40 protein-coding genes are annotated in these 26491 nt (G+C 34.6%); all 40 read right to left on the reverse strand.

The genetic code is table 11. The features are described 5' to 3' along the window. Positions 1–11: 11 nt before the first annotated feature. Positions 12–866 (reverse strand): energy-coupling factor transporter ATPase, encoded by an 855-nt coding sequence (locus LGK97_RS10855; RefSeq protein WP_226259794.1) that lies wholly within the window; start codon positions 864–866, stop codon positions 12–14. Then, the gene (locus tag LGK97_RS10860) at positions 851–1696 is read right to left on the reverse strand and encodes an energy-coupling factor transporter ATPase (RefSeq protein WP_226259795.1); all 846 of its coding nucleotides are present in this window, start codon (positions 1694–1696) and stop codon (positions 851–853) included. The genes LGK97_RS10855 and LGK97_RS10860 overlap by 16 nt, the downstream gene beginning before the upstream one ends. A 102-nt stretch (positions 1697–1798) precedes the next feature. Next, positions 1799–2140 (reverse strand): 50S ribosomal protein L17, encoded by a 342-nt coding sequence (gene rplQ / locus LGK97_RS10865; RefSeq protein ID WP_226259796.1) that lies wholly within the window; start codon positions 2138–2140, stop codon positions 1799–1801. Positions 2141–2152: 12 nt separating this feature from the next. After that, on the reverse strand, positions 2153–3100 hold the full coding sequence (locus tag LGK97_RS10870; RefSeq protein WP_226259797.1) for a DNA-directed RNA polymerase subunit alpha: 948 nt from the start codon (positions 3098–3100) through the stop codon (positions 2153–2155). Between the two features lie 63 nt (positions 3101–3163). Then, on the reverse strand, positions 3164–3784 hold the full coding sequence (gene rpsD, locus LGK97_RS10875) for a 30S ribosomal protein S4 (protein WP_226259798.1): 621 nt from the start codon (positions 3782–3784) through the stop codon (positions 3164–3166). 20 nt (positions 3785–3804) lie between these two features. Then, entirely contained in the window at positions 3805–4197 is a 393-nt protein-coding gene (gene rpsK / locus LGK97_RS10880) for a 30S ribosomal protein S11 (protein WP_226259799.1), read from the reverse strand. 15 nt (positions 4198–4212) lie between these two features. Next, the gene (gene rpsM / locus LGK97_RS10885; protein ID WP_226259800.1) at positions 4213–4581 is read right to left on the reverse strand and encodes a 30S ribosomal protein S13; all 369 of its coding nucleotides are present in this window, start codon (positions 4579–4581) and stop codon (positions 4213–4215) included. A gap of 200 nt (positions 4582–4781) precedes the next feature. Beyond that, the gene (rpmJ, locus tag LGK97_RS10890; RefSeq protein WP_007062395.1) at positions 4782–4895 is read right to left on the reverse strand and encodes a 50S ribosomal protein L36; all 114 of its coding nucleotides are present in this window, start codon (positions 4893–4895) and stop codon (positions 4782–4784) included. A gap of 15 nt (positions 4896–4910) precedes the next feature. Further along, positions 4911–5129: a translation initiation factor IF-1 gene (gene infA / locus LGK97_RS10895; protein WP_125002904.1), complete on the reverse strand. Its 219-nt coding sequence runs from the start codon at positions 5127–5129 to the stop codon at positions 4911–4913. Positions 5130–5136: 7 nt separating this feature from the next. Next, a complete protein-coding gene (locus LGK97_RS10900; RefSeq protein ID WP_226259801.1) occupies positions 5137–5418 on the reverse strand; it encodes a KOW domain-containing RNA-binding protein in 282 nt (93 codons plus the stop codon). 14 nt (positions 5419–5432) lie between these two features. After that, the gene (gene map, locus LGK97_RS10905) at positions 5433–6179 is read right to left on the reverse strand and encodes a type I methionyl aminopeptidase (protein ID WP_226259802.1); all 747 of its coding nucleotides are present in this window, start codon (positions 6177–6179) and stop codon (positions 5433–5435) included. After that, positions 6176–6829 carry an adenylate kinase gene (locus LGK97_RS10910; protein ID WP_226259803.1) on the reverse strand — a complete coding sequence of 218 codons (654 nt, stop codon included), beginning with the start codon at positions 6827–6829 and terminating at the stop codon, positions 6176–6178. The genes map and LGK97_RS10910 overlap by 4 nt, the downstream gene beginning before the upstream one ends. Positions 6830–6851: 22 nt before the next feature. Continuing rightward, positions 6852–8132, reverse strand: a complete 1281-nt coding sequence (gene secY / locus LGK97_RS10915) for a preprotein translocase subunit SecY (protein ID WP_226259804.1) — start codon at positions 8130–8132, stop codon at positions 6852–6854. After that, positions 8133–8573, reverse strand: coding sequence for a 50S ribosomal protein L15 (gene rplO / locus LGK97_RS10920; RefSeq protein WP_226259805.1), 441 nt, complete (start codon positions 8571–8573; stop codon positions 8133–8135). Between the two features lie 17 nt (positions 8574–8590). Beyond that, on the reverse strand, positions 8591–8779 hold the full coding sequence (rpmD, locus tag LGK97_RS10925; protein ID WP_226259806.1) for a 50S ribosomal protein L30: 189 nt from the start codon (positions 8777–8779) through the stop codon (positions 8591–8593). A 12-nt stretch (positions 8780–8791) separates the two neighbouring features. Further along, on the reverse strand, positions 8792–9289 hold the full coding sequence (gene rpsE, locus LGK97_RS10930) for a 30S ribosomal protein S5 (RefSeq protein WP_226259807.1): 498 nt from the start codon (positions 9287–9289) through the stop codon (positions 8792–8794). A gap of 17 nt (positions 9290–9306) precedes the next feature. Then, positions 9307–9669 (reverse strand): 50S ribosomal protein L18, encoded by a 363-nt coding sequence (gene rplR / locus LGK97_RS10935; protein ID WP_226259808.1) that lies wholly within the window; start codon positions 9667–9669, stop codon positions 9307–9309. Positions 9670–9689: 20 nt separating this feature from the next. After that, the gene (gene rplF / locus LGK97_RS10940; protein WP_226259809.1) at positions 9690–10229 is read right to left on the reverse strand and encodes a 50S ribosomal protein L6; all 540 of its coding nucleotides are present in this window, start codon (positions 10227–10229) and stop codon (positions 9690–9692) included. A gap of 201 nt (positions 10230–10430) precedes the next feature. Continuing rightward, the gene (gene rpsH / locus LGK97_RS10945) at positions 10431–10829 is read right to left on the reverse strand and encodes a 30S ribosomal protein S8 (protein WP_226259810.1); all 399 of its coding nucleotides are present in this window, start codon (positions 10827–10829) and stop codon (positions 10431–10433) included. 32 nt (positions 10830–10861) lie between these two features. Further along, positions 10862–11047, reverse strand: coding sequence for a type Z 30S ribosomal protein S14 (locus LGK97_RS10950; RefSeq protein WP_125002882.1), 186 nt, complete (start codon positions 11045–11047; stop codon positions 10862–10864). A 15-nt stretch (positions 11048–11062) separates the two neighbouring features. Next, entirely contained in the window at positions 11063–11605 is a 543-nt protein-coding gene (rplE, locus tag LGK97_RS10955; RefSeq protein WP_164959251.1) for a 50S ribosomal protein L5, read from the reverse strand. 22 nt (positions 11606–11627) lie between these two features. Further along, positions 11628–11951, reverse strand: coding sequence for a 50S ribosomal protein L24 (rplX, locus tag LGK97_RS10960; RefSeq protein ID WP_226259811.1), 324 nt, complete (start codon positions 11949–11951; stop codon positions 11628–11630). 17 nt (positions 11952–11968) lie between these two features. Then, on the reverse strand, positions 11969–12337 hold the full coding sequence (rplN, locus tag LGK97_RS10965) for a 50S ribosomal protein L14 (protein WP_226259812.1): 369 nt from the start codon (positions 12335–12337) through the stop codon (positions 11969–11971). Positions 12338–12373: 36 nt separating this feature from the next. Continuing rightward, the gene (gene rpsQ, locus LGK97_RS10970; protein WP_226259813.1) at positions 12374–12628 is read right to left on the reverse strand and encodes a 30S ribosomal protein S17; all 255 of its coding nucleotides are present in this window, start codon (positions 12626–12628) and stop codon (positions 12374–12376) included. A 21-nt stretch (positions 12629–12649) separates the two neighbouring features. Continuing rightward, positions 12650–12862, reverse strand: coding sequence for a 50S ribosomal protein L29 (gene rpmC, locus LGK97_RS10975; protein WP_226259814.1), 213 nt, complete (start codon positions 12860–12862; stop codon positions 12650–12652). Next, entirely contained in the window at positions 12852–13295 is a 444-nt protein-coding gene (gene rplP, locus LGK97_RS10980; protein ID WP_226259815.1) for a 50S ribosomal protein L16, read from the reverse strand. Before rplP ends, rpmC begins: the two co-directional genes overlap by 11 nt. 25 nt (positions 13296–13320) lie before the next feature. Beyond that, the gene (gene rpsC, locus LGK97_RS10985; RefSeq protein WP_226259816.1) at positions 13321–13986 is read right to left on the reverse strand and encodes a 30S ribosomal protein S3; all 666 of its coding nucleotides are present in this window, start codon (positions 13984–13986) and stop codon (positions 13321–13323) included. 16 nt (positions 13987–14002) lie between these two features. Continuing rightward, positions 14003–14338: a 50S ribosomal protein L22 gene (gene rplV / locus LGK97_RS10990; RefSeq protein WP_226259817.1), complete on the reverse strand. Its 336-nt coding sequence runs from the start codon at positions 14336–14338 to the stop codon at positions 14003–14005. A gap of 22 nt (positions 14339–14360) precedes the next feature. Further along, the gene (rpsS, locus tag LGK97_RS10995) at positions 14361–14642 is read right to left on the reverse strand and encodes a 30S ribosomal protein S19 (RefSeq protein ID WP_226259818.1); all 282 of its coding nucleotides are present in this window, start codon (positions 14640–14642) and stop codon (positions 14361–14363) included. A gap of 63 nt (positions 14643–14705) precedes the next feature. Then, positions 14706–15539 (reverse strand): 50S ribosomal protein L2, encoded by an 834-nt coding sequence (gene rplB / locus LGK97_RS11000; protein WP_226259819.1) that lies wholly within the window; start codon positions 15537–15539, stop codon positions 14706–14708. A 55-nt stretch (positions 15540–15594) separates the two neighbouring features. After that, a complete protein-coding gene (gene rplW / locus LGK97_RS11005; RefSeq protein WP_226259820.1) occupies positions 15595–15888 on the reverse strand; it encodes a 50S ribosomal protein L23 in 294 nt (97 codons plus the stop codon). Next, positions 15888–16508 (reverse strand): 50S ribosomal protein L4, encoded by a 621-nt coding sequence (rplD, locus tag LGK97_RS11010; protein WP_226259821.1) that lies wholly within the window; start codon positions 16506–16508, stop codon positions 15888–15890. Before rplD ends, rplW begins: the two co-directional genes overlap by 1 nt. A 23-nt stretch (positions 16509–16531) precedes the next feature. Then, complete coding sequence (gene rplC / locus LGK97_RS11015; protein ID WP_226259822.1) at positions 16532–17161, reverse strand: 50S ribosomal protein L3; 630 nt, start codon at positions 17159–17161, stop codon at positions 16532–16534. A gap of 121 nt (positions 17162–17282) precedes the next feature. After that, a complete protein-coding gene (gene rpsJ / locus LGK97_RS11020) occupies positions 17283–17591 on the reverse strand; it encodes a 30S ribosomal protein S10 (protein ID WP_226259823.1) in 309 nt (102 codons plus the stop codon). Between the two features lie 407 nt (positions 17592–17998). Next, on the reverse strand, positions 17999–19192 hold the full coding sequence (gene tuf, locus LGK97_RS11025) for an elongation factor Tu (protein WP_226259824.1): 1194 nt from the start codon (positions 19190–19192) through the stop codon (positions 17999–18001). Positions 19193–19317: 125 nt separating this feature from the next. Next, positions 19318–21387: an elongation factor G gene (gene fusA, locus LGK97_RS11030; RefSeq protein WP_226259825.1), complete on the reverse strand. Its 2070-nt coding sequence runs from the start codon at positions 21385–21387 to the stop codon at positions 19318–19320. 74 nt (positions 21388–21461) lie between these two features. Beyond that, on the reverse strand, positions 21462–21932 hold the full coding sequence (gene rpsG / locus LGK97_RS11035; RefSeq protein WP_226259826.1) for a 30S ribosomal protein S7: 471 nt from the start codon (positions 21930–21932) through the stop codon (positions 21462–21464). A 146-nt stretch (positions 21933–22078) separates the two neighbouring features. Continuing rightward, complete coding sequence (rpsL, locus tag LGK97_RS11040; RefSeq protein WP_226259827.1) at positions 22079–22459, reverse strand: 30S ribosomal protein S12; 381 nt, start codon at positions 22457–22459, stop codon at positions 22079–22081. Positions 22460–22575: 116 nt separating this feature from the next. Next, a complete protein-coding gene (locus LGK97_RS11045) occupies positions 22576–22818 on the reverse strand; it encodes a ribosomal L7Ae/L30e/S12e/Gadd45 family protein (RefSeq protein ID WP_226259828.1) in 243 nt (80 codons plus the stop codon). Positions 22819–22939: 121 nt separating this feature from the next. Further along, a complete protein-coding gene (rpoC, locus tag LGK97_RS11050) occupies positions 22940–26473 on the reverse strand; it encodes a DNA-directed RNA polymerase subunit beta' (RefSeq protein WP_226259829.1) in 3534 nt (1177 codons plus the stop codon). Positions 26474–26491 lie beyond the last annotated feature (18 nt).

The raw sequence follows: 26491 nt of genomic DNA on the forward strand, positions 1-26491 counted from the left end.
AAAAATTTATACTAGTTGCTTTTAAATAATCTAAGTAACTCTTCTTTTGCTCGCTCTAATGTAAATATGTCTTCAGGTATATCAAACCCTTTATTACGTAATTCTCTAATTAAGTAAGTCACCTGTGGTACTGCAAGCCCTACTCTTTCCAAAAGCTCTATTTCCTTGAATATTTCTTTTGGTGTTCCGTCTAGTATACATTTCCCACTATCCATCACTATAACTCTATTTGCAACCTTAGCCACATCTTCCATGCTATGGGATACCAAAATTATAGTCATATCATTCTCTTCGTATAGTTCTACAATTTTACTTAGAATATCATCTCTTCCTTTAGGATCAAGTCCAGCAGTTGGTTCATCTAGAATTAAGATATTGGGCTCCATAGCCACTACTCCTGCAATAGCCACTCTTCTCTTTTGACCACCACTTATTTCAAAGGGGGATTTATCCTTATAATCTTCATAGTTCATCCCAACAGTTTTCATAGCTCTCTGAACTCTTCTATTTATTTCATCATTATCTAGACCTAAATTTTGTGGTCCAAAAGAAATGTCTTTTTCAATAGTTTCTTCAAAAAGTTGATATTCAGGATACTGAAATACTAGTCCAACTTTCTTTCTTATATTCGTAAGTTTTATATTTTTCTTTGTAATATCTACGTCGTCTATTAATATTCTACCTGAAGTTGGCTTTAACAATCCGTTTATGTGCTGTATTAATGTAGATTTGCCTGAGCCTGTATGTCCAATAAGGGCTACAAATTCTCCTTGTTTTATTTCTATAGAAACATCATCTATAGCTTTCTTTTCAAAAGGAGTTTTTGGCATATATATATAATTTAAGTTTTCTATTTTAATTGACATAATGCATCCACCATCTCATTTATAGTTAATATATCTGTTTCTATATTAACACCATTTTGGTTAAGTTCATATGCTAGTTCTGTTACTTGTGGGACATCTAAACCTATTTCCTTCATAACTGGCACATTTTTAAATATATCTTTAGGCTTTCCACTCATTACAATTTTACCATTATCCATAACTACAATTCTATCTGCTTCTATTGCTTCTTCCATGTTATGAGTTATTAAGATTATTGTTATACCATGTGTTTTGTTTATTTCTTTTATCGTTCTGATAACTTCTTTTCTTCCAAATGGGTCCAGCATGGCTGTAGGTTCATCGAATACAATGCATTTTGGCATCATAGCAAGAATTCCAGCAATAGCTACCCTTTGTTTTTGTCCACCTGAAAGCAAATGTGGAGCGTGTTTTTTATACTCATACATCTGTACACTTTTTAATGATTCATCCACTCGTCTTCTGATTTCCTTAGGTTCTACTCCTAAGTTTTCCGGACCAAATGCAACATCCTCTTCCACAATAGTTGCAACGATTTGGTTATCCGGATTTTGGAATACCATCCCCGCTACATTCCTAATGCTCCATAGATTGCCTTCTATAGAAGTTTGAAGTCCATCTACATAGACTTCCCCTTGAGTAGGTACTAATAATGCATTTACATGTTTAGCAAAAGTTGACTTTCCTGAGCCATTATGACCTAGTACTACTAAAAATTCACCCTTGTTTACCTCTAAATTTAGTCCATCTATGGCAACCTTTGGTTGTTCATTTTCACTTTGAGGGTACTTATAAACAAGTTTATTACATATAACCATTTTTTCACCCATAAGTGTCACTCCCTACATATATAAATAAATATGAATATTAAGCATAAATATCAATAGCAAAATGGGGACTAAGTTTGTTCCACTTAATCCCCACTGCTCAAACTATACTAATTCAATTATAGCGAGTTCTGCTGCATCGCCTCTTCTTGGACCCACTCTGATTATTCTAGTATATCCGCCGTTTCTCTCAGCGTATTTTGGAGCAATAGTTTCAAATAAATCTGATACTACTGTTTCTTCTGTAACGAACGCAAGCGCTTGTCTTCTTGCATGAAGATCGCCTCTTTTACCAAGAGTTATCATTCTTTCAGCAAACTTTCTAGTTTCTTTTGCTCTAGTCACAGTAGTTTCAATTTTTCCATATTTCAACAAGTTAGTTGTAAGACTTCTAAACATCGCAATTCTTTGGTCAGTTGAGCGTCCTAATTTACGGTACATAGCCATGTGTTTACCTCCTTACTCTTCACTTAGCTTTAAGTTCAAGCTTAGTGCTTGAAGTTTTTGTTCAACTTCTTCAAGTGATTTTTTTCCTAAATTCCTTACTTTCATCATATCATCCATTGATCTTTCAGTTAGTTCCTGAACTGTATTAATTCCAGCTCTTTTTAAGCAATTATAGCTTCTAACAGAAAGGTCCAATTCTTCGATAGTCATTTCAAGAACTTTTTCTTTCTTATCTTCCTCTTTTTCCACCATTATTTCAACATTATCAGCATGATCTGTTAATGTCATAAACAGCTTAAAGTGTTCGATAAGAATTTTAGCTGATAAACCAATAGCTTCATCAGGTCTAATTGTTCCATTAGTCCAAATTTCAATAGTTAATTTATCATAATCTGTTACTTGGCCTACTCTAGTGTTTTCTACAGTAAAGTTTACTCTTTTAACTGGAGTATAGATTGAGTCTACTGGTATAGTAGCTATAGGTAATTCATCTGTCTTATTTTTGCTTTGAGACACATATCCTCTACCTTTGTTAACAGTTAGTTCCATATATAGTTTAGCATTATCATCTAATGTTGCTATATGTAAATCACTATTTACAACTTCTATATCACCATCAGTTTTGATATCTGCTCCAGTAACAACTCCTGGTCCTTTAGAATCAATATATATTGTTCTAGGACCTTCTCCAGTCATTTTTAATGCTAAGCTTTTGATGTTTAGAATTAATTCTGTAACATCTTCTTTAACACCTTTAACTGTGGAAAATTCGTGAAGTACTGTATCAATCTTAACTGCACTTGTAGCAACTCCCGGTAATGAAGAAAGAAGAATCCTTCTTAATGCATTACCCAAAGTTATACCATAACCTCTTTCTAATGGTTCAATTATAAACTTACCATATGAACCATCTTCAGCAGTTTCAACACACTCTATTTTTGGCTTTTCTATTTCTAACATACTAAACCCTCCTTTTTTTTAATTGGCAACTTATTATGAGGGCAACTGATTCTATATTAATGATTATCTGCTGTATAACTCTACGATTAACGTTTCATTAACAGGGACATCTATATCTTCCCTAGTTGGTTGTGCTATAACTTTTCCTTCAAACTTCTCTAAGTTAGCTTCTAACCAATTTGGTAAAGTTTTAGGATTTTCAAGGAAAACCTTAAACTTCTCAGTAGCTCTGCTCTTTTCACATGCAGATACCACTTCATTTACTGATAAACTATAAGAAGGAATATCTACCTTTTTACCGTTTACTAAGAAATGTCCGTGAGTTACTAATTGTCTTGCTTCTTGTCTTGAATTTCCGTAACCTAATCTATAAACTACGTTATCAAGTCTCACTTCTAGAAGTCTTAATAGGTGTTCACCTGTTATACCTCTTAACTTGTCAGCTTTTTCATAGTATCTTCTAAATTGGCTTTCAAGTACTCCATATATTCTCTTAGCTTTTTGTTTTTCTCTTAATTGTAATCCATAGTTAGACATTTTTTTCTTACTCTGTCCATGTTGTCCTGGTGCATAGCCTCTTCTTGCAAATGCACATTTTTCTGTAAAGCATCTATCACCCTTAAGGTTTAGCTTCATACCTTCTCTTCTGCAAAGTCTACAAGTAGCTCCAGTATATCTTGCCATTCAAATTACACCTCCTATTTCTATACTCTTCTTCTTTTTGGTGGTCTGCATCCGTTATGTGGAATCGGTGTAACATCTTTAATTAATGTTATTTCTAATCCAGCTGCTTGAAGTGATCTAATTGCCGCTTCTCTACCTGCTCCGGGTCCTTTAACGAATACGTCAACACTCTTTAATCCATGCTCCATTGCTGCTTTTGTAGCAGTTTCTGCTGCCATTTGAGCTGCAAAAGGAGTACTCTTTCTTGATCCTCTAAAACCTAATCCACCTGCACTTGCCCAAGATAAAGCATTTCCAGCTGCATCTGTAAGTGTAACGATGGAATTATTGAAAGTAGACTTTATGTGTGCACAACCGTGCTCAACATTTTTTCTTTCTTTTTTTCTTCTACTTCTTTTAACTTTTTGAGCCATTACATTCCCTCCTTACTATTTCTTCTTACCCGCCATTGTTTTCTTAGGGCCTTTTCTTGTTCTAGCATTAGTTTTAGTCTTTTGTCCTCTTACTGGAAGACCTTTTCTATGTCTTATTCCTCTATAACATCCAATTTCCATTAATCTTTTTATATCTAATGCAACCTTTCTTCTTAAGTCACCTTCAATTAAAAAATTCTTGTTGATGTATGTTCTAAGTTCGTTAACTTGTTCTTCACTTAAGTCTTTAACTCTTGTGTCAGGATTTACTCCTGTAGCTTCAAGAATTTCATGTGATTTTGGTAATCCTATACCAAATATATATGTTAGACCTATTTCAATTCTTTTTTCTCTTGGTAGGTCAATACCTGCTATTCTTGCCATTTGCTGTTTACACCTCCTAGGTACTTGTTGTTATAATTTTTTTAACATCTGTAACATATAAAATGATGCAATGACGGTTTGTTATTAATATATTAAATTTCAGGTCAGTAAAATAAATCGTTATTTTACTGTCAGCCGCACCTAAAATATACTAATCTTGATATTTAATATTTATTTATATAACTTTTAGATAAAACCTATTAACCCTGTTTTTGTTTATGCTTAGGATTTTCACAGATAACCATTACTCTTCCTTTTCTTTTAATAATCTTACATTTTTCACACATAGGTTTAACTGATGGTCTTACTTTCATAGCTAACCCTCCTTATTACTTATCTCTCCAAGTTATTCTCCCACGAGTCAAATCATATGGAGAAAGTTCTACTGTAACCTTGTCGCCTGGTAATATTCTTATAAAATTCATTCTTAACTTACCTGAAATATGAGCTAGTATTTTATGCCCACTTTCAAGCTCAACTTGAAATATTGCATTAGGCAAAGTTTCTAATACCACACCTTGCATTTCAATTATATCATCTTTTGACATAAGGTAATCAAACCTCCTTACCAATATCTGCAGACTGCAAAAATATTTTAATTTTAGAATTAGTAACCTGTTTTTCAGATAAAATTATACCTCTAATTTCTTCAGCTACTGTGTCAGTAAAATTTAGATGTTTAACCTTCTTCTTTTTAGGTTTTTCAATCTTTCTTAACTTTCCATCAGAAATATACACATATTCACTATTTAGTATTCCTACAACAATAAAACTTCTGTGCATATCTCTTCCCGCTTTAGAATTTACCACCTTACCTACAAGGCTATTTTGCTCCAAATCATTCACCTCTATTAGTTCAAAGTTAATATCTCAGGGCCACTTTTTAAAATAGCAACAGTGTTTTCGTAATGAGCAGACAAGCTGCCATCTCTTGTTACTACTGTCCATCCATTAGATTTTACTTTGACATAATGCTTCCCTATATTTATCATAGGTTCAATTGCAAGTACCATACCATGAACTAACTTAGGACCTCTACTTGGAGTGCCATAATTAGGAATCTCCGGATCTTCATGCATTGATTTTCCAATTCCATGACCTACAAAATCCCTAACTACAGAGTATCCATGCTCTTCAGAATAATTCTGAATTGCAGCAGATATATCTGATAATCTATTGCCGATTATAGCTTTTTCAACACCCTTAAAAAAACTATTTCTAGTGATTTCAATAAGCATTGTAGCTTCCTTTGATACTTCCCCTACTGGAAAAGTTCTAGCAGCATCCCCATGATAACCATTTAACATGGCTCCACAATCTATGCTAATTATGTCTCCTTCAAGTAAAATCCGGTTTGTTGGAATTCCATGCACCACTTCATCATTAACTGATGTACATATGGAAGCTGGAAACCCAAAATAACCCTTAAAAGATGGCTTAGCACCCTGTTTTATTATGAACTCTTCAGCTAAATTATCTATTTCCACAGTGGATATTCCAGGTTTTATTACCTGTTCAATTATTGCAAGAGCTTCAGCAACCACTTTACCTGCATTTCTCATATACTCAATTTCCATATCACTTTTTATGTTTATCACTTCTTAATCTCACCTAAGATACCACAGATACTTTCAAATACGCTATTAATTGCTTGTGTTCCATCAACCACTGATAATAAGTTTTTGTCACCATAGTACTTTATAAGTGGCTCGGTTTGAGCATCATATATGTCTAACCGCTCATTTACAGTAACTTCACTGTCATCAGCTCTTTGCACCAAAGCACTTCCACACAAGTTACATTTTCCATCCATTTCAGGAGGGTTAAATATAACATGATAGCTAGCACCGCAGGTAAGACAAACTCTTCTACCAGTCATTCTTGTAAGAATAAATTCTCTAGGAACCTTTATTAATAGTGCAGTATCAATGCAATGACCTTTTCCCTTTAATAAAGTTTCTAAGGCTTCAGCTTGATTTACTGTTCTTGGATAGCCGTCTAGTAAAAACCCATTAATGCAATCTTCATTATCTAATCTATCCTTGATTATATCTATAGTCAATTCATCTGGAACTAAATGCCCCTTATCAATATGTTTCTTAGCTTCGATTCCAAGGGGGGTTTTTTCTGAAATATTCTTTCTGAATATATCCCCAGTTGATACATGTGGTATGGATAACTTGTTACTTATGGATTTTGCTTGCGTTCCTTTTCCGGCTCCCGGAGGACCTAACAAGATTATTCTCATAGTATCATCTCCTGGTAAATTTTTATTTAAGGAATCCCTGGTAGTGACGCATTACTAATTGTGATTCTAATTGTCTTAAAGTTTCAAGCGCAACATTTACCATTATTAGTAACATTGTTCCTCCAAAGTATATTCCCTTAAAGTTAGTATATCCCTCAATAATAATAGGGAATATTGCTATAACAGCCGCAAAAGTTCCTCCAAGTATTGAAACCTTAGTCAACACCTTATCGATGTAAATTGCAGTATGCTCTCCTGGTCTAATACCTGGTATAAATCCAGATGATTTATGCATGTTTTCAGCCATCTCATCTGGTTTAAACGTTACTTGAGTATAAAACCATGTAAAGAATACTATTAATACAAAATACACCAAGGCATATTTCCAACTATTTCTTTCAAATATACTCCAAGGGCTTCCCACAATAAACTTAGAAATTGATGATGTCGGTTTAAGTTGTGCTAGTGTTTCCGGGAATGTCATCACTGACATTGCAAAAATTATACCGATAACTCCAGATGCCGTTACACCAATTGGAATATGTGTTGATTGCCCTTTAAATACTTTGTTGCCAACAGCTTTTCCAGCATATTGAACAGAAATCCTTCGTTCACCCAAACTTGCTATTACTACTGCAACTAATAATGCTATAGCTACTACAATAAACATTATAACCTCTACAAAATTTATGGTTCCTGCCTTTTGAAGTTCAGAAATTTTATACACCGTTGAAGGTAACCCAGATATAATATTAATGAAAATTATTAATGAAATACCATTACCGATACCTTTTCCAGTGATTTGTTCACCTATCCACACCAAAAATGTTGATGCAGTTGTCATCGTTAGTACCACTAAAAATATGGCTAAGCTAGATCTATCTGAGAATGCTCCTGTACCTGAAATAATTGCATACATACCAAATGCTTGTAACGCACCAAGTACTATTGAAGCATATCTCGTATAATCTTGTATCCTTTTACGTCCTTCAAGTCCTTCTTTAGAAAGTTGCTCTAAGTACGGAATTGCTATTACAAGCAATTGCATTATAATCGATGCATTAATGTATGGGCCAACACCCATTGCAAAAATACTAAACTTATGAAATGCACCACCTGAAAGCATATCGTAAAAACTAAATAATGTGCCTCCATTACTAGTTAGGTCTACAAGCTTGCTAGCATCTACACCAGGAACAGGAATGAAGATACCCATCCTAATGATTACAACCATAAGTAGTGTGAACATCATTCGCTTTCTTAAATCTGGGATCTTCCAGGCATTACGTAGGGTTGATAACATTTATATCACCTCAACTTTTCCTCCAGCTGCTTCAATCTTTTCAGCTGCCGCTTTAGAGAATTTTGATGCTTTTACAGTTAAATTCTTTTCTAAGTTACCATTTCCAAGTATTTTAACTCCATCATATACTTTTCTAATAACTCTCATCTCTAATAGCAATTCTGGTGTAATTTCTGTACCATTCTCGAATATATTCAGTCTATCTACATTTATACAAGAATATTCTTTTGCAAAAATATTTGTAAAACCTCTTTTAGGTATTCTCCTGTATAAAGGCATCTGACCTCCTTCGAATCCTGGTCTTGTTCCGCCACCAGATCTAGAGTTTTGCCCTTTTTGACCTTTTCCCGCAGATTTTCCCCAGCCTGAAGCTGTACCTCTACCAATTCTCTTAGAAGATTTTCTTGAACCTTCTGCAGGTTTTAGCTCATGAAGTTTCATGTCAACACCTCCTCGTTTTATACTTCTTCTATTTGCTCTACTTTTAATAGATATATAACTTTGTTAATCATACCTTTGATCTGAGGAGTTTCCTCGTGCTCAACATTTTTTCCTATTCCTCTTAATCCTAAAGCTTGAATAGTAGCAATATGATCTTTTTTTCTACCAATTAAGCTTCTTACTAATGTTAATTTAACTTTAGCCACGGTTATCTCCTCCTATCTTAAAATTTCTTCTACTGTCTTGCCCCTTAATTTAGCAACGTCTTCAGCTGTTCTTAAACGTTCTAAACCTTGGATAGTAGCGTTAACAACATTTCTTGGATTACTAGAACCTAAAGATTTAGCTCTAACATCTTTTAATCCTGCTAATTCTAGAACTGCTCTTACTGGACCACCAGCAATAACTCCTGTACCTTCTGCAGCAGGCATTATATGTACAACTGCAGTACCGAACTTACCATCAATAGTATGTGGAGTAGTAGTTCCAACCATAGCCACTTTTACTAAGTTCTTTTTAGCATCTTCTATGCCTTTTCTGATTGCTTCAGGAATTTCTACAGATTTGCCCATTCCAACGCCAACGTGTCCGTTTTCGTCTCCAACAACAACTAATGCGCTGAATCTGAAGTTTCTTCCACCTTTAACAACCTTAGCAACTCTATTTATATTAACTACTTTTTCTTTAAGGTCTAATGTGCTAGGATCTATTTTCATGTGTTTTCCTCCTTCTCTTAGAATTTAAGTCCAGCTTCTCTTGCTCCTTCAGCGAGGTTTTGTACTCTACCGTGGTAAACATATCCGCCTCTATCAAATACTACTTCATCTATTCCTTTTTCAAGTGCTCTTTCAGCAATCATTTTTCCTACTAATTTTGCTGCTTCTTTATTACTTCCCAACTTTTGTTCGAAAGCTTTATCTATGCTTGAAGCAGAAACTAATGTGATTTGTGCAACATCATCTATTACTTGAGCATATATGTTCTTATCGCTTCTATATACAGCTAATCTAGGTCTTTGAGCTGTACCAGAAATCTTCTTACGAACTCTAAGATGACGCTTAACTCTTGCTTTTTGTCTATCTTCTTTCTTGAACACATCATTCACTCCTTCCTACTTTATTTACCTGTCTTGCCTTCCTTACGTCTTATAACTTCATCAGAGTATTTAACTCCTTTTCCTTTATAAGGTTCAGGTTTTCTCCAAGCTCTTATTTCAGCCGCAACAGCTCCAACTAATTGTTTATCAATACCCTTTACTATTATCTTGTTAGGATCAGGTAACTCAAATACTATTCCTGGAACTGCATCTACTTCAACTGGATGTGAATATCCAAGATTTAATGATACTTTAGTTCCCTTTAATGCAGCTCTGTAACCAACACCAACTAACTCAAGAGTTTTTTGGTATCCTTCCGTTACGCCAATAATCATGTTGTTTATTAATGATCTTGTAAGTCCATGAAGAGCTCTATGCTCTTTAACATCGCTTGGTCTTGTAACTACCAATATATTGTCTTCTATAGCTATCTTCATTTTAACACTCATGTTTTGAGTTAACTCACCTTTTGGTCCTTTTACATTCACAACATTAGTTGGTGAAACTGTAACAGTTACTCCATTAGGTATAGCTATTGGAAGTCTTCCGATTCTTGACATACTTACACCTCCTGTATTCTTTTTAATCACATAACAATTATTTATTGTTATGACTCATATATTTCCTTTAAGTACTAAATAACTCATGATTATTTAGACTGTATATTTCTCTAAGTATAGAACAATCTTGCTTTTACATAAATCATCTATTATCACTATGTAGATAACAAATCAATTTTATCAGTTATAAAAATTATTATACTACCATATGTAGCAAATAACTTCTCCACCTAAGCCTAATTTTCTAGCCTCTCTATCTGCAACTAATCCTTTTGAAGTTGATATTATAGCAACTCCCAGTCCGTTCAGTACCTTTGGGATATCTTCATTTTTAGAATATACTCTAAGTCCAGGTTTTGATATTCTTTTAAGACCTGTGATAACTCTTTCCTTATTTTGACCATACTTCATTGCAAGTCTCATCATTGGAACAACGCCATCATTATATTCTTCAATATTCTTAAGGTATCCTTCTTGAAGCATTATATTTGCAATTTCCTTCTTTATAGTTGAAGAAGGAACTTCTACTATTTCATGTCTAACAACATTTGCATTTCTTATACGCGTTAGCAAATCTGCGATTGGGTCAGTCATAACCATTTTTCGTGCCTCCTTTCATTAGAATGTTCTAATTACCAACTTGCTTTTCTGCAACCAGGAATTTCTCCCTTGTGTGCAAGTTCTCTAAAACAGATACGGCATATACCGAATTTTTGTAATACAGAATGTGGTCTTCCACAAAGTCTGCATCTTGTGTAAGCTCTAGTTGAGAACTTAGGTTCTTTTTTCCATTTTTCTATTAATGCCTTACGTGCCACGTGATTCCCTCCTTATTATTGAGCAAATGGCATTCCAAGGAATCTTAATAACTCTCTTGCTTCCTCGTCTGTCTTTGCAGTAGTAACGAATATTATATCCATTCCTCTTATTTTATCAATTTTATCATAATCTATTTCAGGGAATATAAGCTGCTCTTTAACTCCTATAGCATAATTTCCTCTTCCGTCAAATGCTTTAGAAGAAGCTCCTCTAAAATCTCTAACTCTAGGTAATGCAACGTTCATTAATTTATCAGCAAATTCGAACATTTGAGTTTTTCTCAATGTAACTTTACAACCTATTGGCATGTTTTCTCTTAGTTTAAAGTTAGCTATTGACTTCTTTGCTCTTGTTATAACTGGTTTTTGTCCTGCGATAAGTTGCATATCACTAACAGCTGCATCTAATACCTTAGAATTATCTTTAGCTTCTCCAACTCCCATATTTAAAACTATCTTTTCAAGCTTTGGAACTTCCATAATATTTTTATATCCGAACTTTTCCATTAACGCTTGAACTACTTCATTTTCATATTTTTCTTGTAGTCTTGAACTCATATGTTAAACCTCCTTTCAGAAATTAAAATGTTTCTGCACACTTCTTGCATACTCTAACCTTAGTTCCATCTTCTAAAATTTTATTATTTATTCTAGTTACATTTTTGCATTTTGTGCAATATAACATAACTTTTGAGCTATTAATAGCTGCTTCTTTGTGAGTTATTCCACCTTGCATGTTTTGTTTGCTTGGCTTTTGATGTTTTGTAACTACACTAACATCTTTCACTAAGACTTTTCCAGTTTTAGGATATACAGCTAAGACTTCGCTTATTTTGCCCTTATCTTTACCTGAAATAACCATAACCGTATCATTTTTTCTTACGTGCACTTTTTTAACTGCCATTTTAGACACCTCCTATCTTATAGAACTTCAGGCGCTAGTGATAAGATCTTATTGAAGTCTTTATCCCTTAACTCCCTTGCAACAGGTCCGAATATACGAGTTCCCTTTGGGTTCTTGTCATCTTTTATAATAACAGCTGCATTATCATCAAATTTGATGTATGTTCCATCTGCTCTTCTTAAACCTTTTGCTGATCTAACTATAACTGCCTTAACAACTTCACCTTTTTTAACAACTCCGCCTGGTGTTGCACTTTTTACGCTGGCAACTATAACATCGCTGATGTTTCCCCATTTTCTCTTGGATCCACCTAACACTCTAATGCACATAATTTCCTTTGCACCAGAATTGTCTGCAACTTTTAATCTAGTTTGCTGTTGTATCATATCAAATATCCTCCTTTCAGTAGTTAAACTGAAACATTATTTAGCCTTTTCAACTATTCCAGTAATTCTCCATCTTTTATCTTTAGATAATGGTCTAGTTTCCATAATTGAAACTTTATCATTAATTTTAGCTTCATTATTTTCATCATGAACCTTAAATTTTGTTGTTGTATTTATTATTTTTCCGTATAATGGATGACGAACTTTTGTTTCTATTGCAACAACTATTGTCTTATCCATTTTATCCGAAACTACTCTACCTATTCTCGTTTTCCTGTTATTTCTTTCCACAAGAGTAACCTCCTTTCAGTTTTACTGTTCAAAAGCCCTTATTTCTTCTTGCCTAAGGATGGTCTTAATTTGGGCTATAGATTTTTTTACTTGTTTGATTCTCATAGGGTTTTCGAGTTGTCCTGTAGCTAACTGAAATCTTAGGTTAAATAACTCTGCCTTTAAATCAGACATCTTCACTTGTAAATCTTGAGGATTACTTTCTCTTAATTCTTTTAATTCGTTAGCCTTCATTGACTTCACCACCCATTTCCTCAAAATCTTTTCTAGTTACAAACTTAGTTTTAATTGGAAGTTTGTGTGAAGCAAGTCTCATTGCCTCTCTAGCAGCTTCTTCTGTTACTCCTGAAATTTCAAATAAGACTCTACCTGGCTTAACAACTGCTACCCAGTACTCTACTGATCCTTTACCGGAACCCATACGAGTTTCAGCTGGCTTCTCAGTTACAGGCTTATCAGGGAAGATCTTAATCCAAACCTTTCCCCCTCTTTTTACATATCTATTGATAGCAACTCTGGCAGATTCTATTTGATTACTTTTAATCCAACCACATTCTGTAGCTTGTAATGCATAATCACCGTATGCAATAAAGTTTCCTCTTGTAGCTTTTCCTCTCATTCTACCACGATGAACCTTACGATGTTTAGTTCTCTTAGGCATTAACATGTCTTATTCCTCCTTCCTTACACTTCTACGCGTTTACTTCTTCCTTAACGATTTTCTTTGTAGGAAGCACTTCTCCTCTATATACACAAACTTTTACACCGATTTTGCCGTATACTGTATCTGCTTCTGCAAATCCATAGTCTATATCAGCTCTCAAAGTTTGTAGTGGAATTGTACCTTCATGATAGTGTTCTGTTCTAGCTATTTCTGCTCCGCCAAGTCTTCCTGCACAAGCAGTCTTAACTCCTTTAACACCAGTTCTCATAGCTCTTTGTATTGTTTGTTTCATAGCTCTTCTAAAAGAAATTCTCTTCTCTAATTGAGAAGCTATACTTTCTGCCATTAGTTGAGCATTGTTTTCAGCAAACTTAACTTCTACTATGTTAATTAGAACGTTTTTATCTGCTACAAGATTTTTCATGTCTTGCTTTATAACTTCAATTCCAGAGCCGCCTCTACCAATAACCATTCCTGGTTTAGCAGTGTGTATGTTAATTTTAACTCTTTTAGCAGCTCTTTCAATTTCAATTTTAGAAATTCCAGCTGAATAAAGTTTGCTTTTTAAAAATTCTCTAATCTTATAATCTTCAACAAGATTATCTGAAAAGTTCTTTTTATCTGCATACCACTTAGAACTCCAATCTTTTATTACACCAACCCTAAAGCCGTGTGGATTAACTTTTTGTCCCACGCTATATCCCTCCTTCTTATAATCTTTCTGTCACTATTATAGTTATATGGCTAGATCTTTTCCTTATTCTATAAGCTCTTCCTTGTGCACGTGGTCTAAATCTCTTAAGTGTTGGACCTTGACATGCATAGGCACTAGCAACGTATAATCTATTAACATCTAAGTTTAAGTTATTTTCTGCATTTGCTACAGCTGACTTAAGTACTTTAGTTACTACTTCAGCTGCATTTTTTGGAGTGTATTGTAATATAGCAAAAGCTTCATTTACATTTTTACCTCTTATTAAATCAAGAACAATCCCGATTTTCATTGAGGACGTTCTAACATATTTAGCTATAGCTTTAGCCTCCATCGATTGTTTCCTCCTTCCCAGACTATCTTACTCTGCTTGTTTTTTCTTTATCAATGTGTCCTTTGAATGTTCTAGTTAACGCAAATTCGCCTAACTTATGTCCTACCATATCTTCTAAAACATAAACTGGTACATGTTTTCTTCCATCATGTACTGCGATAGTGTGCCCTATCATTTGCGGAAAAATAGTAGAACTTCTTGACCAAGTCTTTATTACTTTTTTCTCGCCGTTTTTGTTCATCTCGTTTATTCTGCTTAACAGAATCTCTTGTACATAAGGTCCTTTTTTAATAGATCTACTCACTTTTGTGGCCTCCCTTCATACAACATAATCATAGTTTCGAAGAGAATCTAAATTCTCCCCAAACTATTTCTTATTTTTTCCCTTAACAATAAATTTGTCAGAGTACTTCTTAGTTTTTCTTGTTTTATAACCCAATGCTGGTTTACCCCAAGGAGTCATCGGACTAGCATGGCCTATAGGTGATTTACCTTCTCCACCACCGTGTGGGTGATCGTTAGGATTCATTACAGAACCTCTCACTGTAGGTCTAAAGCCTAAGTGTCTTTTTCTTCCTGCATTACCTATGTTAACAATACTGTGTGTTGCGTTAGAAACTATTCCAATTGTAGCTCTACATTTTACTCTAATGTATCTTACTTCTCCACTTGGAAGTTTAACTTGAGCATATTCTCCTTCTTTAGCCATAAGCTGAGCAGAAGAACCTGCAGATCTTACTAGTTGAGCACCTTTTCCAACCTGTAGTTCTATATTATGAATAGTAGAACCGATAGGTATGTTGATTATTGGAAGAGTATTTCCAACCTTTATGTCTGAATCAGCACCTGATACAATTACATCCCCAACTTTTAATCCAATCGGAGCAATTATGTATCTTTTTTCACCATCGGAATATGCAACAAGCGCTATATAAGCAGATCTGTTTGGATCGTACTCAATTGTAGAAACTTTTGCTGGTATACCATCTTTATTCCTCTTGAAATCTATTATTCTGTATGCTTGTTTTGCTCCACCACCACGGTGACGTACAGTTATTTTACCTTGATTATTTCTACCACCTGATCTTTTTTGACTTACAAGAAGTGCTTTGTGTGGCTTATCGGTAGTTATTTCTACGAAGTCTGCCATAGTCATATTTCTTCTCGAAGGTGTGGTAGGTCTAAATTTCTTAATCGCCATCTGATTTCCCTCCTTCTTTTCGCTTATCTGGCTTCTGCCAATACCTGCTTAATAATTATATTCCATCAAAAAACTCAATTGTCTTACTTTCAGTTGTTAAAGTAACAATAGCTTTTTTAAAGTCGGCTCTTTTTCCAACGTGAACTCCAACTCTCTTAGTTTTACCTAGATTTCTTAGTGTTCTTACGTTTTCAACCTTAACTCCAAATACTTCCTCTACTGCTTTTTTAACTTGAGTTTTGTTAACATGAATATCAACTATAAAGGTGTATTTTTTATCAGCCATTACAGCCATACTTTTTTCAGTAATTACTGGTTTTCTTATAATATCATGGCTAGTTAGCTTCATTATATATACACCTCCTCAATTTTAGATACAGCATCCTTTGTAACTATGAATTTTTCATACTTAAGTATGTCATAAACATTCAAATTATTTACTGGTGATACTTGTACTCCAGGTATGTTTCTTGCTGATCTATAAACGTTTTGATTTGATTCTTCAACAACTATTAAAGTTTTCTTAGCATCAAAAGCTTTTAAAACTTCTATCATTGCTTTAGTGTTTGGTGAATCAAAATCTAAATTGTCTATAACCATCATTTCATTAGCAACCACTTTACATGATAAAGCAGATTTAAATGCAACTTTTCTCATACTCTTTGGTACTGAAACACGGTAATCTCTTGGCTTTGGAGCAAATACTATACCACCATGTATCCATTGTGGCGCTCTAATAGAACCTTGTCTTGCTCTACCAGTTCCTTTTTGTCTCCACGGTTTAATACCACCGCCTCGAACTTCAGCTCTAGTTTTAGATGATTGAGTACCTTGTCTTTTATTTGCTAGTTGTGCTAATACAACCTGGTGCATAGCATCCGTGTTGATCTCAACTCCAAATAAACTTTCATTCAACTCAATATCTCCAACTTTTTGTCCTTGTTTATTTAATATATCTAATGTAAGCATTCTGCATCCTCCTTTCTCTAAGGTTACGCTTTAACAGCGTTTCTTATTACAACTGTGCCTTTGTTTGGTCCCGGTATTCCACCTTTAATTAGTATAATGTTCTTTTCAGGCATTACTTTAACTACTTCAAGATTTATTACTGTTCTTTTAACATGACCCATGTGACCTGGCATATGTTTGTTTTTAAATGTTTTTGATGGATCAGAAGATGCTCCCATTGATCCAACTGCTCTATGGAACTTAGATCCGTGACTCATAGGTCCTCTAGAAGCATTCCATCTTTTAATTACACCTTGGAATCCTTTTCCTTTTGAGATTCCTGATACGTCAATTTTTTCTCCAGCAGCAAATATATCTGCCGTGAATTCTTGACCTACTTCATAAGTGCTTACGTCCTCTAATCTGAATTCTTTTACAAATCTTTTTAAAGGTGATCCTGCTTTTTTAAATTGTCCTTGCATTGGCTTGTTAACTAACTTCTCTCTTATGTCACCGAAACCAACTTTAATTGCATTATAACCATCATTTTCTACAGTTTTAATTTGAATAACAACACATGGACCTGCTTCAACAACTGTTACTGGAACAACCCTTCTATTTTCATCAAATATTTGAGTCATACCAAGTTTTTTACCCATTATTGCTTTTTTCATGAAAATACACCTCCTACTTATTAGCGGACCACAGCAGTGATCATAATAGTTAGTAATAGTTATCTATTACTTACGCACAGTGAATTGCACTAATGCGTTTCATCGCACTTTATATGTACGCTTATAATTTTATTTCGATATCAACACCAGCTGGTAAGTCGAGTCTCATTAGAGCATCAACAGTTTTAGGTGAAGGACTAATTATATCTATTAGTCTTTTATGAGTTCTTATTTCAAATTGCTCTCTTGAATCTTTGTATTTGTGTGGAGCTTTCAAGATTGTGATTATATCTTTCTCTGTAGGTAGTGGTACTGGACCAGCTACTTTAGCTCCTGTACTTTTAGCTGTCTGAACGATCTTCTCAGCTGATTGATCTAATATGTTGTGATCAAACGCCTTTAATCTGATTCTGATTTTTTGCTTTACCATTAATATTCCCTCCTTTTCATCGCACGCTATACTTCTTACGTGCAACAGCGGATGTTCTGTAAACTGTTCCGGGTGTTGCATGCAATAATTGCATGGAACAATCACAGGAACTCCGTCGCCCGATTCAAGATCAGGACATGCTCGGTGAAGAATTACCCGGAAGTCCGGCAACCTCTTACCTCATCGCTGTTACCACATTACAACTTCTAAATTATACAACATTTCTTTTACTTTGACAAGTATTTTTTTTATTATTTTACAATTAAAAAATCTAAGGTCATTATTTTTATATCGGAATGATTTTTATTAAATTTAAAAGGAGAAGAGCGTCCTCTTCCCCTTAATAATAAAAGCTTTTATTATGATAATTTATCATCAATTGATGTCTTTATATATTCTAATTCTTATTATTTAACTATTGAAGTAACAACTCCTGAGCCTACTGTTCTTCCACCTTCTCTGATTGCAAATCTTAATCCTTCATCCATTGCTACTTGAGTGATTAATTCAACATTCATGTCAATGTGGTCTCCTGGCATTACCATTTCCATTCCGTCTGGTAATTTGATTGAACCTGTTACGTCAGTTGTTCTAAAGTAAAACTGTGGTCTGTATCCGTCGAAGAATGGAGTGTGTCTTCCGCCTTCTTCTTTTTTAAGTACATATACTTGACCTACAAATTTATCATGTGGGTGTACTGAACCTGGCTTAGAAAGCACTTGTCCTCTTTGAATGTCAGTTCTTTGTACTCCTCTTAATAATGCTCCGATGTTGTCTCCTGCCATTGCTGAATCAAGAAGCTTTCTGAACATCTCTACTCCTGTACATACTACTTTTCTTTTATCTTCGCTAAGTCCAACTATTTCTACTTCTTCTCCAACTTTAAGTACTCCAGTTTCAACTCTTCCTGTTGCTACTGTTCCTCTTCCTGTAATTGTAAATACGTCTTCTACAGGCATTAAGAATGGTTTGTCTGTTAATCTTGTTGGTGTTGGAATGTAAGTGTCTACAGCTTCCATTAAATCAAGTATGCATTTTGATGCTTCTGGATCTGTTGGATTTTCTAATGCTTTTAATGCTGATCCTGTTACTACTGGAATGTCATCGCCTGGGAAGTCATACTCGCTTAATAGTTCTCTGATTTCCATTTCAACTAATTCTAATAATTCTGGGTCATCTACCATATCTGCTTTGTTTAAGAATACTACTATATATCCTACTCCAACTCTGCTTGCTAATAGTATATGCTCTCTTGTTTGAGGCATTGGACCATCTGCAGCACTAACAACTAGTATTGCTCCGTCCATTTGTGCTGCTCCTGTGATCATGTTCTTTACATAATCCGCGTGACCTGGGCAATCAACATGTGCATAGTGTCTTGTATCTGTTTGATACTCAACGTGTGATGTATTGATTGTAATTCCTCTTTCTCTTTCCTCTGGTGCTTTATCAATTTGGTCAAATCTTGATGCTTCAGCCAATCCTTTTGTTGAAAGTACCGCTGTTATTGCTGCTGTCAATGTAGTCTTACCGTGATCTACGTGTCCTATTGTTCCAATGTTTACGTGTGGTTTGCTTCTTTCAAATTTTGCCTTTGCCATTTTGTATTCCTCCTTATATTTGCATCTTAATTTCTATTTTAAATTATTAGAAAATAATTGGTTTGTATTTATAAATAGCACATCACCAAATATTAGTCTATTTAGATATGCCACTATTTAATATTTTACTGTTGTTTATTTCCTACTACTTGTTCTTGTATATTCTTTGGTGCTGCCTCATATGCAGCAAATTCCATACTGTATACTCCTCTACCTTGAGTTCTTGATCTAAGTGTAGTAGAGTAACCAAACATTTCTGATAATGGAACCATTGCTCTAATTACTTGAGCTCCTGCCACAGAGTCCATTCCTTCTATTCTACCTCTTCTTGAGTTAAGGTCACCTATAACGTCTCCCATGTAATCTTCTGGCACAGTTACTTCAACCTTCATGATTGGTTCTAAGAGTACTGGATCTGCTTTTGCCATAGCATTCTTAAATGCCATAGAACCTGCAATCTTAAATGCCATTTCATTAGAGTCAACATCATGGTATGATCCATCAATAACTCTAACCTTAAAGTTAAGAACTGGATATCCACCAAGTATACCATTTTGTGATGCTTCTTTAATTCCAGTTTCGATAGGAGCTATATATTCTCTTGGAATTGATCCTCCTACAGTAGCATTTTCAAATGAGTAAGGCTCTGTAGTTGGTATTAATTCTATCCAACAGTGACCGTATTGTCCACGTCCACCTGATTGTCTAACGAATTTACCTTCAGCTTTAACTTCTTTACGTATTGTTTCTTTATATGCAACTTGTGGCTTACCTACGTTACATTCAACTTTAAATTCTCTTGTTAATCTGTCAACAATAATTTCTAAGTGAAGCTCACCCATACCACCAATTATCGTATCACCTGTTTCTTGATCAGTAAAAGTTTTAAAAGTCGGATCTTCTTCAGCAAGCTTTGAAAGTGCAATACCCATTTTTTCTTGACTAGCTTTTGTTTTTGGTTCAATAGCTACATGAATAACTGGATCTGGGAATTCCATACTTTCAAGTAATATTGGATGATCTTCATCACATAAAGTTTCCCCTGTAGTTGTCATTTTAAGACCAATTACTGCACCTAACTCTCCTGCACGTAATTCTTCAACTTCTTCTCTGTGATTAGCATGCATTTTAACTAGTCTACCAATTCTTTCCTTTTTACCTTTGTTAGCGTTTAATACATATGTACCACTTTTCATTATACCTGAGTAAACTCTTGTAAATGCAAGTCTACCAACAAAAGGATCCGTAGCAATTTTAAATGCTAATGCTGCCATTGGCTCACTATCATCAGGATGTCTTTCCATTTCTTCCTTAGTATCAACATCATAGCCTTTGATAGCTGGTATATCTAATGGTGACGGCATATAATCAATAACAGCATCTATCATCATTTGAACACCCTTATTTTTATATGAAGAACCACAAACTACAGGCACTATTTCATTCTTAATTACTCCAGCTCTAAGTGCAGCTTTTAATTCTTCTTCAGTTATTTCTTCACCATCAAGATATTTCATCATTAGTGCTTCATCTAGTTCAGCTACTGCTTCAACCAAAGCTGCTCTATATTCCGCTGCTTGTTCTTTCATATCTTCTGGAATTTCTGTTTCTTCTATTTCTTTTCCTAAGTCATCTTTATAGACTTCTGCAACATTTCTAACTAAATCTATAATTCCTACAAATACATCTTCTTTACCTATTGGTAGTTGTATTGGAACTGCATTTGCTTTTAGTCTGTCTCTCATCATTCCAACAACTCTAAAGAAATCCGCACCCATTATATCCATCTTGTTAACATATGCCATTCTTGGAACTGAATACTTATTACCTTGTCTCCATACTGTTTCAGATTGAGGTTCAACTCCACCCTTTGCACAGAACACAGATACTGCACCATCAAGAACTCTTAAAGATCTTTCAACTTCAACTGTAAAATCTACGTGTCCTGGTGTATCAATAATATTTATATTATGACCTCTCCAAAAACAAGTTGTAGCAGCCGATGTTATTGTTATTCCTCTTTCTTGCTCTTGTACCATCCAATCCATGGTAGCTCCACCTTCATGAACCTCGCCAATCTTGTGTGTTTTTCCTGTATAGAATAATATACGCTCAGTTGTTGTTGTTTTACCAGCATCAATGTGAGCCATAATTCCTATATTACGAAATTTGTCTAAAGAATATTCTCTACCCAATGTTTGTTCCTCCTCTTAACGAGTGATTTTAAATTTGACAAAACTGTCTTGGCATAGCCAAAACAGTTTTAATATTAATATCTGTAATGAGCAAAAGCCTTGTTAGCTTCAGCCATTTTATGTGTATCTTCTCTCTTCTTTACTGCTGCCCCTGTATTGTTTGAAGCATCTATTAACTCATTAGCAAGTTTTTCTCTTGCATACTTCTCGCCTCTTTTATCAGTAGCGATAAGTAACCATCTTAAACCTAATGTCTGTCTTCTCTCAGGTCTAACTTCAATAGGTACTTGATAATTAGCTCCACCTATTCTTCTAGCTTTTACTTCAAGTAATGGCATAATGTTTGCTAATGCTGTTTCAAAAACCTCTAAAGGGTCTTTACCTGTTTTCTCTCTAATCATGTCAAAAGCCTCGTAGCATATCTTCTGTGCTACTCCTCTTTTTCCATCTTCCATTACATTGTTTATTAACTTTGTAACGACTTTGCTATTGTACATAGGATCTGGTAATACATCTCTTTTCGCAATATATCCTTTTCTCGGCACTTTTCTTCCCTCCTTAACAATTTTAATTAACTCATAGGTACTCGATATCCCTACCGCAAAGTACTCTGCACTCCTGCAAATTTATGTAAATATACAAATTATCATATATATAAATGCTGAAGACATTGCACCTTTAACTCAAAGTATTATTTTTTTACCTTTGGTCTTTTAGCACCGTATTTAGATCTACTTTGTAGTCTGTTAGCTACACCAGCTGCGTCTAATGTCCCTCTGATGATGTGATATCTAACTCCTGGTAAATCTTTAACTTTTCCACCTCTTATAAGTACAACACTGTGTTCTTGTAAGTTGTGTCCTACACCTGGTATATAAGCACTCACTTCGTATCCGTTTGTAAGTCTAACTCTTGCTACTTTTCTTAATGCAGAGTTTGGCTTTTTAGGAGTTGTTGTTTTAACTACTGTACAAACACCTCTTTTTTGTGGACACTCTTTTAATGCTGGTGAGGATGATTTTGTTGCTAATGTCTTTCTGCCTTTTCTTACTAATTGGTTAATAGTTGGCATGTTTTCACCTCCTTATTTTTATAAGCTTAACTTCATTTATATCAACGCAATGTAACATAAATCGATGTTTATATTACCGCATGATATATCTATATTGTTTAGTTACTAGCATTAATTTATTCTTCGAGAAGCAATGCTGTTGCAGATGCAACATCTATGTCACAAAGATTTCCTAGTTCTTTCATTGTGTCTACAAAGATTATTTGTAGCGAATTAGCTTTGGCTAGTTCGAAAATAGGATCAGTAATATTACTATCCGCATCTTTGGCTATATACAAAACCCTGCCTTTACTACTTTTCAATGCTTTTAGGGTTTGCTTAACTCCAACGACCTTCTGTCCTACAATTTTACCTACCATATCTAGCCTCCTCATAATCACAATCTTGAGATTTATCTAAACTAAGATGCATCTACTCAATTAAAATCACACACAAGCTGTATTTTATCATTTTAGTAGCACCCTGTCAACTAGTTATAATTTATACTTCAAAATCATTTTCAACTTCTGGCTTTTCTTCATCTTCAGTATTTATTTTTATAGTTCTATATCTTGTCATACCAGTACCAGCTGGTATTAGCTTACCAATTATTACATTTTCCTTTAATCCAAGTAATGGATCAATTTTACCTTTAATAGCTGCATCAGTAAGCACTCTTGTAGTTTCTTGGAATGACGCTGCTGATAGGAATGATTCAGTTGCAAGTGCGGCTTTTGTTATACCTAGTAGAGAGATTTTTCCTTCTGCAGGCACACCACCTTCAGCTTCAACCTTCGCATTAGCATCTTCAAAAGCAAAAATATCAACTAAGTTTCCTGGTAGTAATTCAGTATCTCCAGATTCCTCAACTTTCACTTTTCTTGTCATTTGTCTTACAACAACCTCTAAATGCTTATCATTAATATCAACACCTTGAAGTCTATAAACCTTTTGTACCTCTGATGATAAGTAATTTTTAACTCCATTAACCCCTTTGATTCTTAATATATCATGTGGATTAACTGATCCTTCGATTACCTCATCTCCAGCTTCTATCCTATCTCCATTTGCAACTTTTAATCTTGATCCAAATGGTATATCATAGCTAAATTCTTCTCCTGAATCACTAACTACAATTACAACTCTCTTTTTCTTAGTATCTTCCATTTTAACACTACCACACACATCACTTACTATTGCCAAACCCTTTGGTTTTCTAGCTTCAAATAATTCCTCAACCCTTGGAAGACCTTGAGTTATATCTGATCCAGCTACTCCACCTGTATGGAATGTTCTCATTGTAAGTTGTGTTCCTGGCTCTCCTATGGATTGAGCTGCAATTATACCTACAGCTTCTCCAATATTGATTTTTTGTGAAGTTGCCATATTCATTCCATAACACTTAGCACAAACTCCAATTTTAGCCCTGCATGTAAATACTGATCTAATTCTAACTTTCTTTACGCCAGCCTTTTGAACTTCTTCCGCTAATTTAATATCCATGTATTCATCCTTAGGAACTATTACTACTCCTGTTTTCGGATGAACAATATCCTCAGCAGAATATCTTCCAGTTAATCTTTCAACTAACTGCTCTATTACTTCACTGCCATCACGGATTTCTGAAACTTCAAAACCTTCAACAGTTCCGCAATCTTCATGTCTTACTATAACATCTTGACATACATCAACAAGTCTTCTTGTTAGATATCCTGAGTCAGCTGTCTTAAGAGCAGTATCTGCGTTACCTTTTCTAGCTCCGTGTGTTGAAATGAAATACTCTAATACGCTTAGTCCATCTCTAAATGATGCTCTAATAGGTAACTCAATTATCTTACCGGATGGATTAGCCATAAGACCTCTCATACCTGCTAATTGCTTGATCTGACTCTTAGATCCTCTGGCACCTGAATCTGCCATCATGAATATTGGATTGAATTTATCCATGCTATCCATTAATGCATTTGCAACATCTTCTGTAGTCTTAGTCCATTTTTCTATTACTCTTTCATATCTTTCTTCTTCTGAAATTAATCCCCTGCGATACATTTTTTCAATTTTATCAACAGTTTCATCCGCCTCTGCAAGCAATGCTTTTTTAGCAACTGGAATTACCATGTCAGATGTAGCAACAGTAATTGCTCCAATTGTTGAGTAATGATATCCCTTAGCCTTAATTCTGTCTAGCATCTTAGAAGTTTCTGAAGGACCATATTTTAAGTAGCACTTATCAATAATACCACCTAGGTTCTTTTTACTAACTAAGAAGTCGATCTCAAATTTCATTTCATTGCCAGGTATGCTTCTATCAACAAATCCCAAATCTTGCGGTATGGTTTCATTAAAGATTAATTTTCCTGGTGTAGTTTCTACAATTGAAGTTATACTAACACCATTAACGATGCCAGATACTTTAACTTTAATTTTAGCATGAATTTCAATATCCTTTACTTCATAAGCCATTATTACTTCATCTGGTGATGAGAATGATCTTCCCTCACCTTTAGCACCATCTTTATCGAGAGTTAAGTAGTAAGCACCTAAAACCATATCTTGAGTAGGCACACACACTGGTTTACCATCGGATGGCTTCATAATATTATGTGCAGCAAGCATTAAAAATCTTGATTCAGCTTGAGCTTCTACAGATAACGGTACATGTACTGCCATTTGATCTCCATCAAAGTCAGCGTTATAAGCTGTACATACAAGAGGATGTAGCTTAATAGCCCTTCCCTCTACAAGAACAGGTTGAAACGCTTGAATTCCTAGTCTATGAAGTGTAGGTGCACGATTTAGTAGTACTGGATGATCAGATATTACTTCTTCAAGTACATCCCATACTTGAGGCATAACTCTTTCTACCATTCTTTTAGCACTCTTAATATTGTGAGCAACTCCGCTTCCAACTAACTTTTTCATAACAAATGGTTTGAATAATTCTAAAGCCATCTCTCTTGGAAGTCCACATTGATACATTTTAAGTTCAGGACCAACAACTATAACAGAACGACCTGAATAGTCAACACGCTTTCCAAGTAAGTTTTGTCTAAATCTTCCTTGCTTTCCTTTTAACATGTCAGATAGAGATTTTAAAGGTCTATTTCCTGGACCTGTAACTGGTCTTCCTCGTCTTCCATTATCAATTAATGCATCTACAGCTTCTTGAAGCATTCTTTTTTCATTTCTAACAATTATATCTGGAGCCCCTAAATCTAGAAGCTTTTTTAGCCTATTGTTTCTGTTTATAACTCTTCTATACAAGTCATTCAAATCAGAAGTAGCAAATCTTCCTCCATCTAATTGTACCATTGGTCTTAAATCAGGAGGTATTACTGGGATTACATCAATTATCATCCATTCAGGTTTGTTTTTAGACTTTCTGAATGATTCTGATACATCTAATCTTCTTATACTTCTAATTCTCTTTTGCCCTGAACTTGTTTTTAGGTCTTCTTTCAATTCCTTAGATAATTCTTCTAAGTTTATATCCCTTAAAAGTACCTTTACAGATTCAGCACCCATTCCAGCTACAAAACTATCATTTCCAAACTTATCAATAGCTTCCCTATATTCTTTTTCACTAAGGATTTGTTTTTTAAGTAATGATGTTTCTTTTGGATCCAATACTACATAGCAAGCAAAATAAAGAATTTTTTCTAGTGATCTAGGTGACATATCTAAAATAAGTCCCATACGAGATGGTATTCCTTTGAAATACCAAATGTGAGATACTGGGGCAGCTAGTTCAATATGCCCCATTCTTTCACGTCTTACCTTAGACTTTGTAACTTCAACACCACATCTATCACAAACTATTCCTTTATATCTTACTCTTTTGTACTTTCCACAATGGCATTCCCAATCTTTAATTGGTCCAAATATTCTCTCACAAAACAGTCCATCTCTTTCAGGTTTTAACGTTCTATAGTTTATAGTCTCAGGTTTTTTTACTTCACCTTTTGACCATTCTCTGATTTGTTCTGGTGATGCTAAACCTATTTGAATAGCATCAAAATTATTAAATTCAAACAAGGGTACATCCTCCCTTCA

Origin of the sequence: Clostridium sp. CS001, from assembly GCF_020443565.1 — a bacterium.
GTDB lineage: Bacteria > Bacillota > Clostridia > Clostridiales > Clostridiaceae > Clostridium_AD.

Coding starts and splice junctions, on each gene's coding strand:
- rplV (WP_226259817.1), bottom strand. CDS start 14,338: ATGGAGGCTAAAGCTATAGCTAAATATGTTAGAACGTCCTCAATGAAA.
- rplB (WP_226259819.1), bottom strand. CDS start 15,539: ATGGCGATTAAGAAATTTAGACCTACCACACCTTCGAGAAGAAATATG.
- rplX (WP_226259811.1), bottom strand. CDS start 11,951: ATGGCAGTTAAAAAAGTGCACGTAAGAAAAAATGATACGGTTATGGTT.
- rpsM (WP_226259800.1), bottom strand. CDS start 4,581: ATGGCAAGAATAGCAGGTATTGACCTACCAAGAGAAAAAAGAATTGAA.
- LGK97_RS10870 (WP_226259797.1), bottom strand. CDS start 3,100: ATGTTAGAAATAGAAAAGCCAAAAATAGAGTGTGTTGAAACTGCTGAA.
- rplE (WP_164959251.1), bottom strand. CDS start 11,605: ATGAGTTCAAGACTACAAGAAAAATATGAAAATGAAGTAGTTCAAGCG.
- rplQ (WP_226259796.1), bottom strand. CDS start 2,140: ATGGCTATGTACCGTAAATTAGGACGCTCAACTGACCAAAGAATTGCG.
- rpsD (WP_226259798.1), bottom strand. CDS start 3,784: ATGGCAAGATATACTGGAGCTACTTGTAGACTTTGCAGAAGAGAAGGT.
- LGK97_RS11045 (WP_226259828.1), bottom strand. CDS start 22,818: ATGGTAGGTAAAATTGTAGGACAGAAGGTCGTTGGAGTTAAGCAAACC.
- rplF (WP_226259809.1), bottom strand. CDS start 10,229: ATGTCAAGAATCGGAAGACTTCCAATAGCTATACCTAATGGAGTAACT.
- secY (WP_226259804.1), bottom strand. CDS start 8,132: ATGTTATCAACCCTACGTAATGCCTGGAAGATCCCAGATTTAAGAAAG.
- rplP (WP_226259815.1), bottom strand. CDS start 13,295: ATGTTAATGCCTAAGAGAACTAAACATCGTAAGGTTCATCGTGGTAGA.
- rpsE (WP_226259807.1), bottom strand. CDS start 9,289: ATGAAAATAGATCCTAGCACATTAGACCTTAAAGAAAAAGTAGTTAAT.
- LGK97_RS10910 (WP_226259803.1), bottom strand. CDS start 6,829: ATGAGAATAATCTTGTTAGGTCCTCCGGGAGCCGGAAAAGGAACGCAA.
- infA (WP_125002904.1), bottom strand. CDS start 5,129: ATGTCAAAAGATGATATAATTGAAATGCAAGGTGTGGTATTAGAAACT.
- rplC (WP_226259822.1), bottom strand. CDS start 17,161: ATGAAAAAAGCAATAATGGGTAAAAAACTTGGTATGACTCAAATATTT.
- rplO (WP_226259805.1), bottom strand. CDS start 8,573: ATGAAACTTCATGAGCTAAAACCTGCAGAAGGTTCAAGAAAATCTTCT.
- rplN (WP_226259812.1), bottom strand. CDS start 12,337: ATGATACAACAGCAAACTAGATTAAAAGTTGCAGACAATTCTGGTGCA.
- rpsL (WP_226259827.1), bottom strand. CDS start 22,459: ATGCCAACTATTAACCAATTAGTAAGAAAAGGCAGAAAGACATTAGCA.
- rpsH (WP_226259810.1), bottom strand. CDS start 10,829: ATGGTTATGACTGACCCAATCGCAGATTTGCTAACGCGTATAAGAAAT.
- rpmC (WP_226259814.1), bottom strand. CDS start 12,862: ATGAAGGCTAACGAATTAAAAGAATTAAGAGAAAGTAATCCTCAAGAT.
- tuf (WP_226259824.1), bottom strand. CDS start 19,192: ATGGCAAAGGCAAAATTTGAAAGAAGCAAACCACACGTAAACATTGGA.
- LGK97_RS10860 (WP_226259795.1), bottom strand. CDS start 1,696: ATGGGTGAAAAAATGGTTATATGTAATAAACTTGTTTATAAGTACCCT.
- rpmJ (WP_007062395.1), bottom strand. CDS start 4,895: ATGAAAGTAAGACCATCAGTTAAACCTATGTGTGAAAAATGTAAGATT.
- rpsJ (WP_226259823.1), bottom strand. CDS start 17,591: ATGGTAAAGCAAAAAATCAGAATCAGATTAAAGGCGTTTGATCACAAC.
- rplD (WP_226259821.1), bottom strand. CDS start 16,508: ATGCTTACATTAGATATATTAAATAAACAAGGACAAAAAGTTGGAGAT.
- rpsK (WP_226259799.1), bottom strand. CDS start 4,197: ATGGCTCAAAAAGTTAAAAGAAGTAGAAGAAAAAAAGAAAGAAAAAAT.
- rplW (WP_226259820.1), bottom strand. CDS start 15,888: ATGAAGCTAACTAGCCATGATATTATAAGAAAACCAGTAATTACTGAA.
- LGK97_RS10855 (WP_226259794.1), bottom strand. CDS start 866: ATGTCAATTAAAATAGAAAACTTAAATTATATATATATGCCAAAAACT.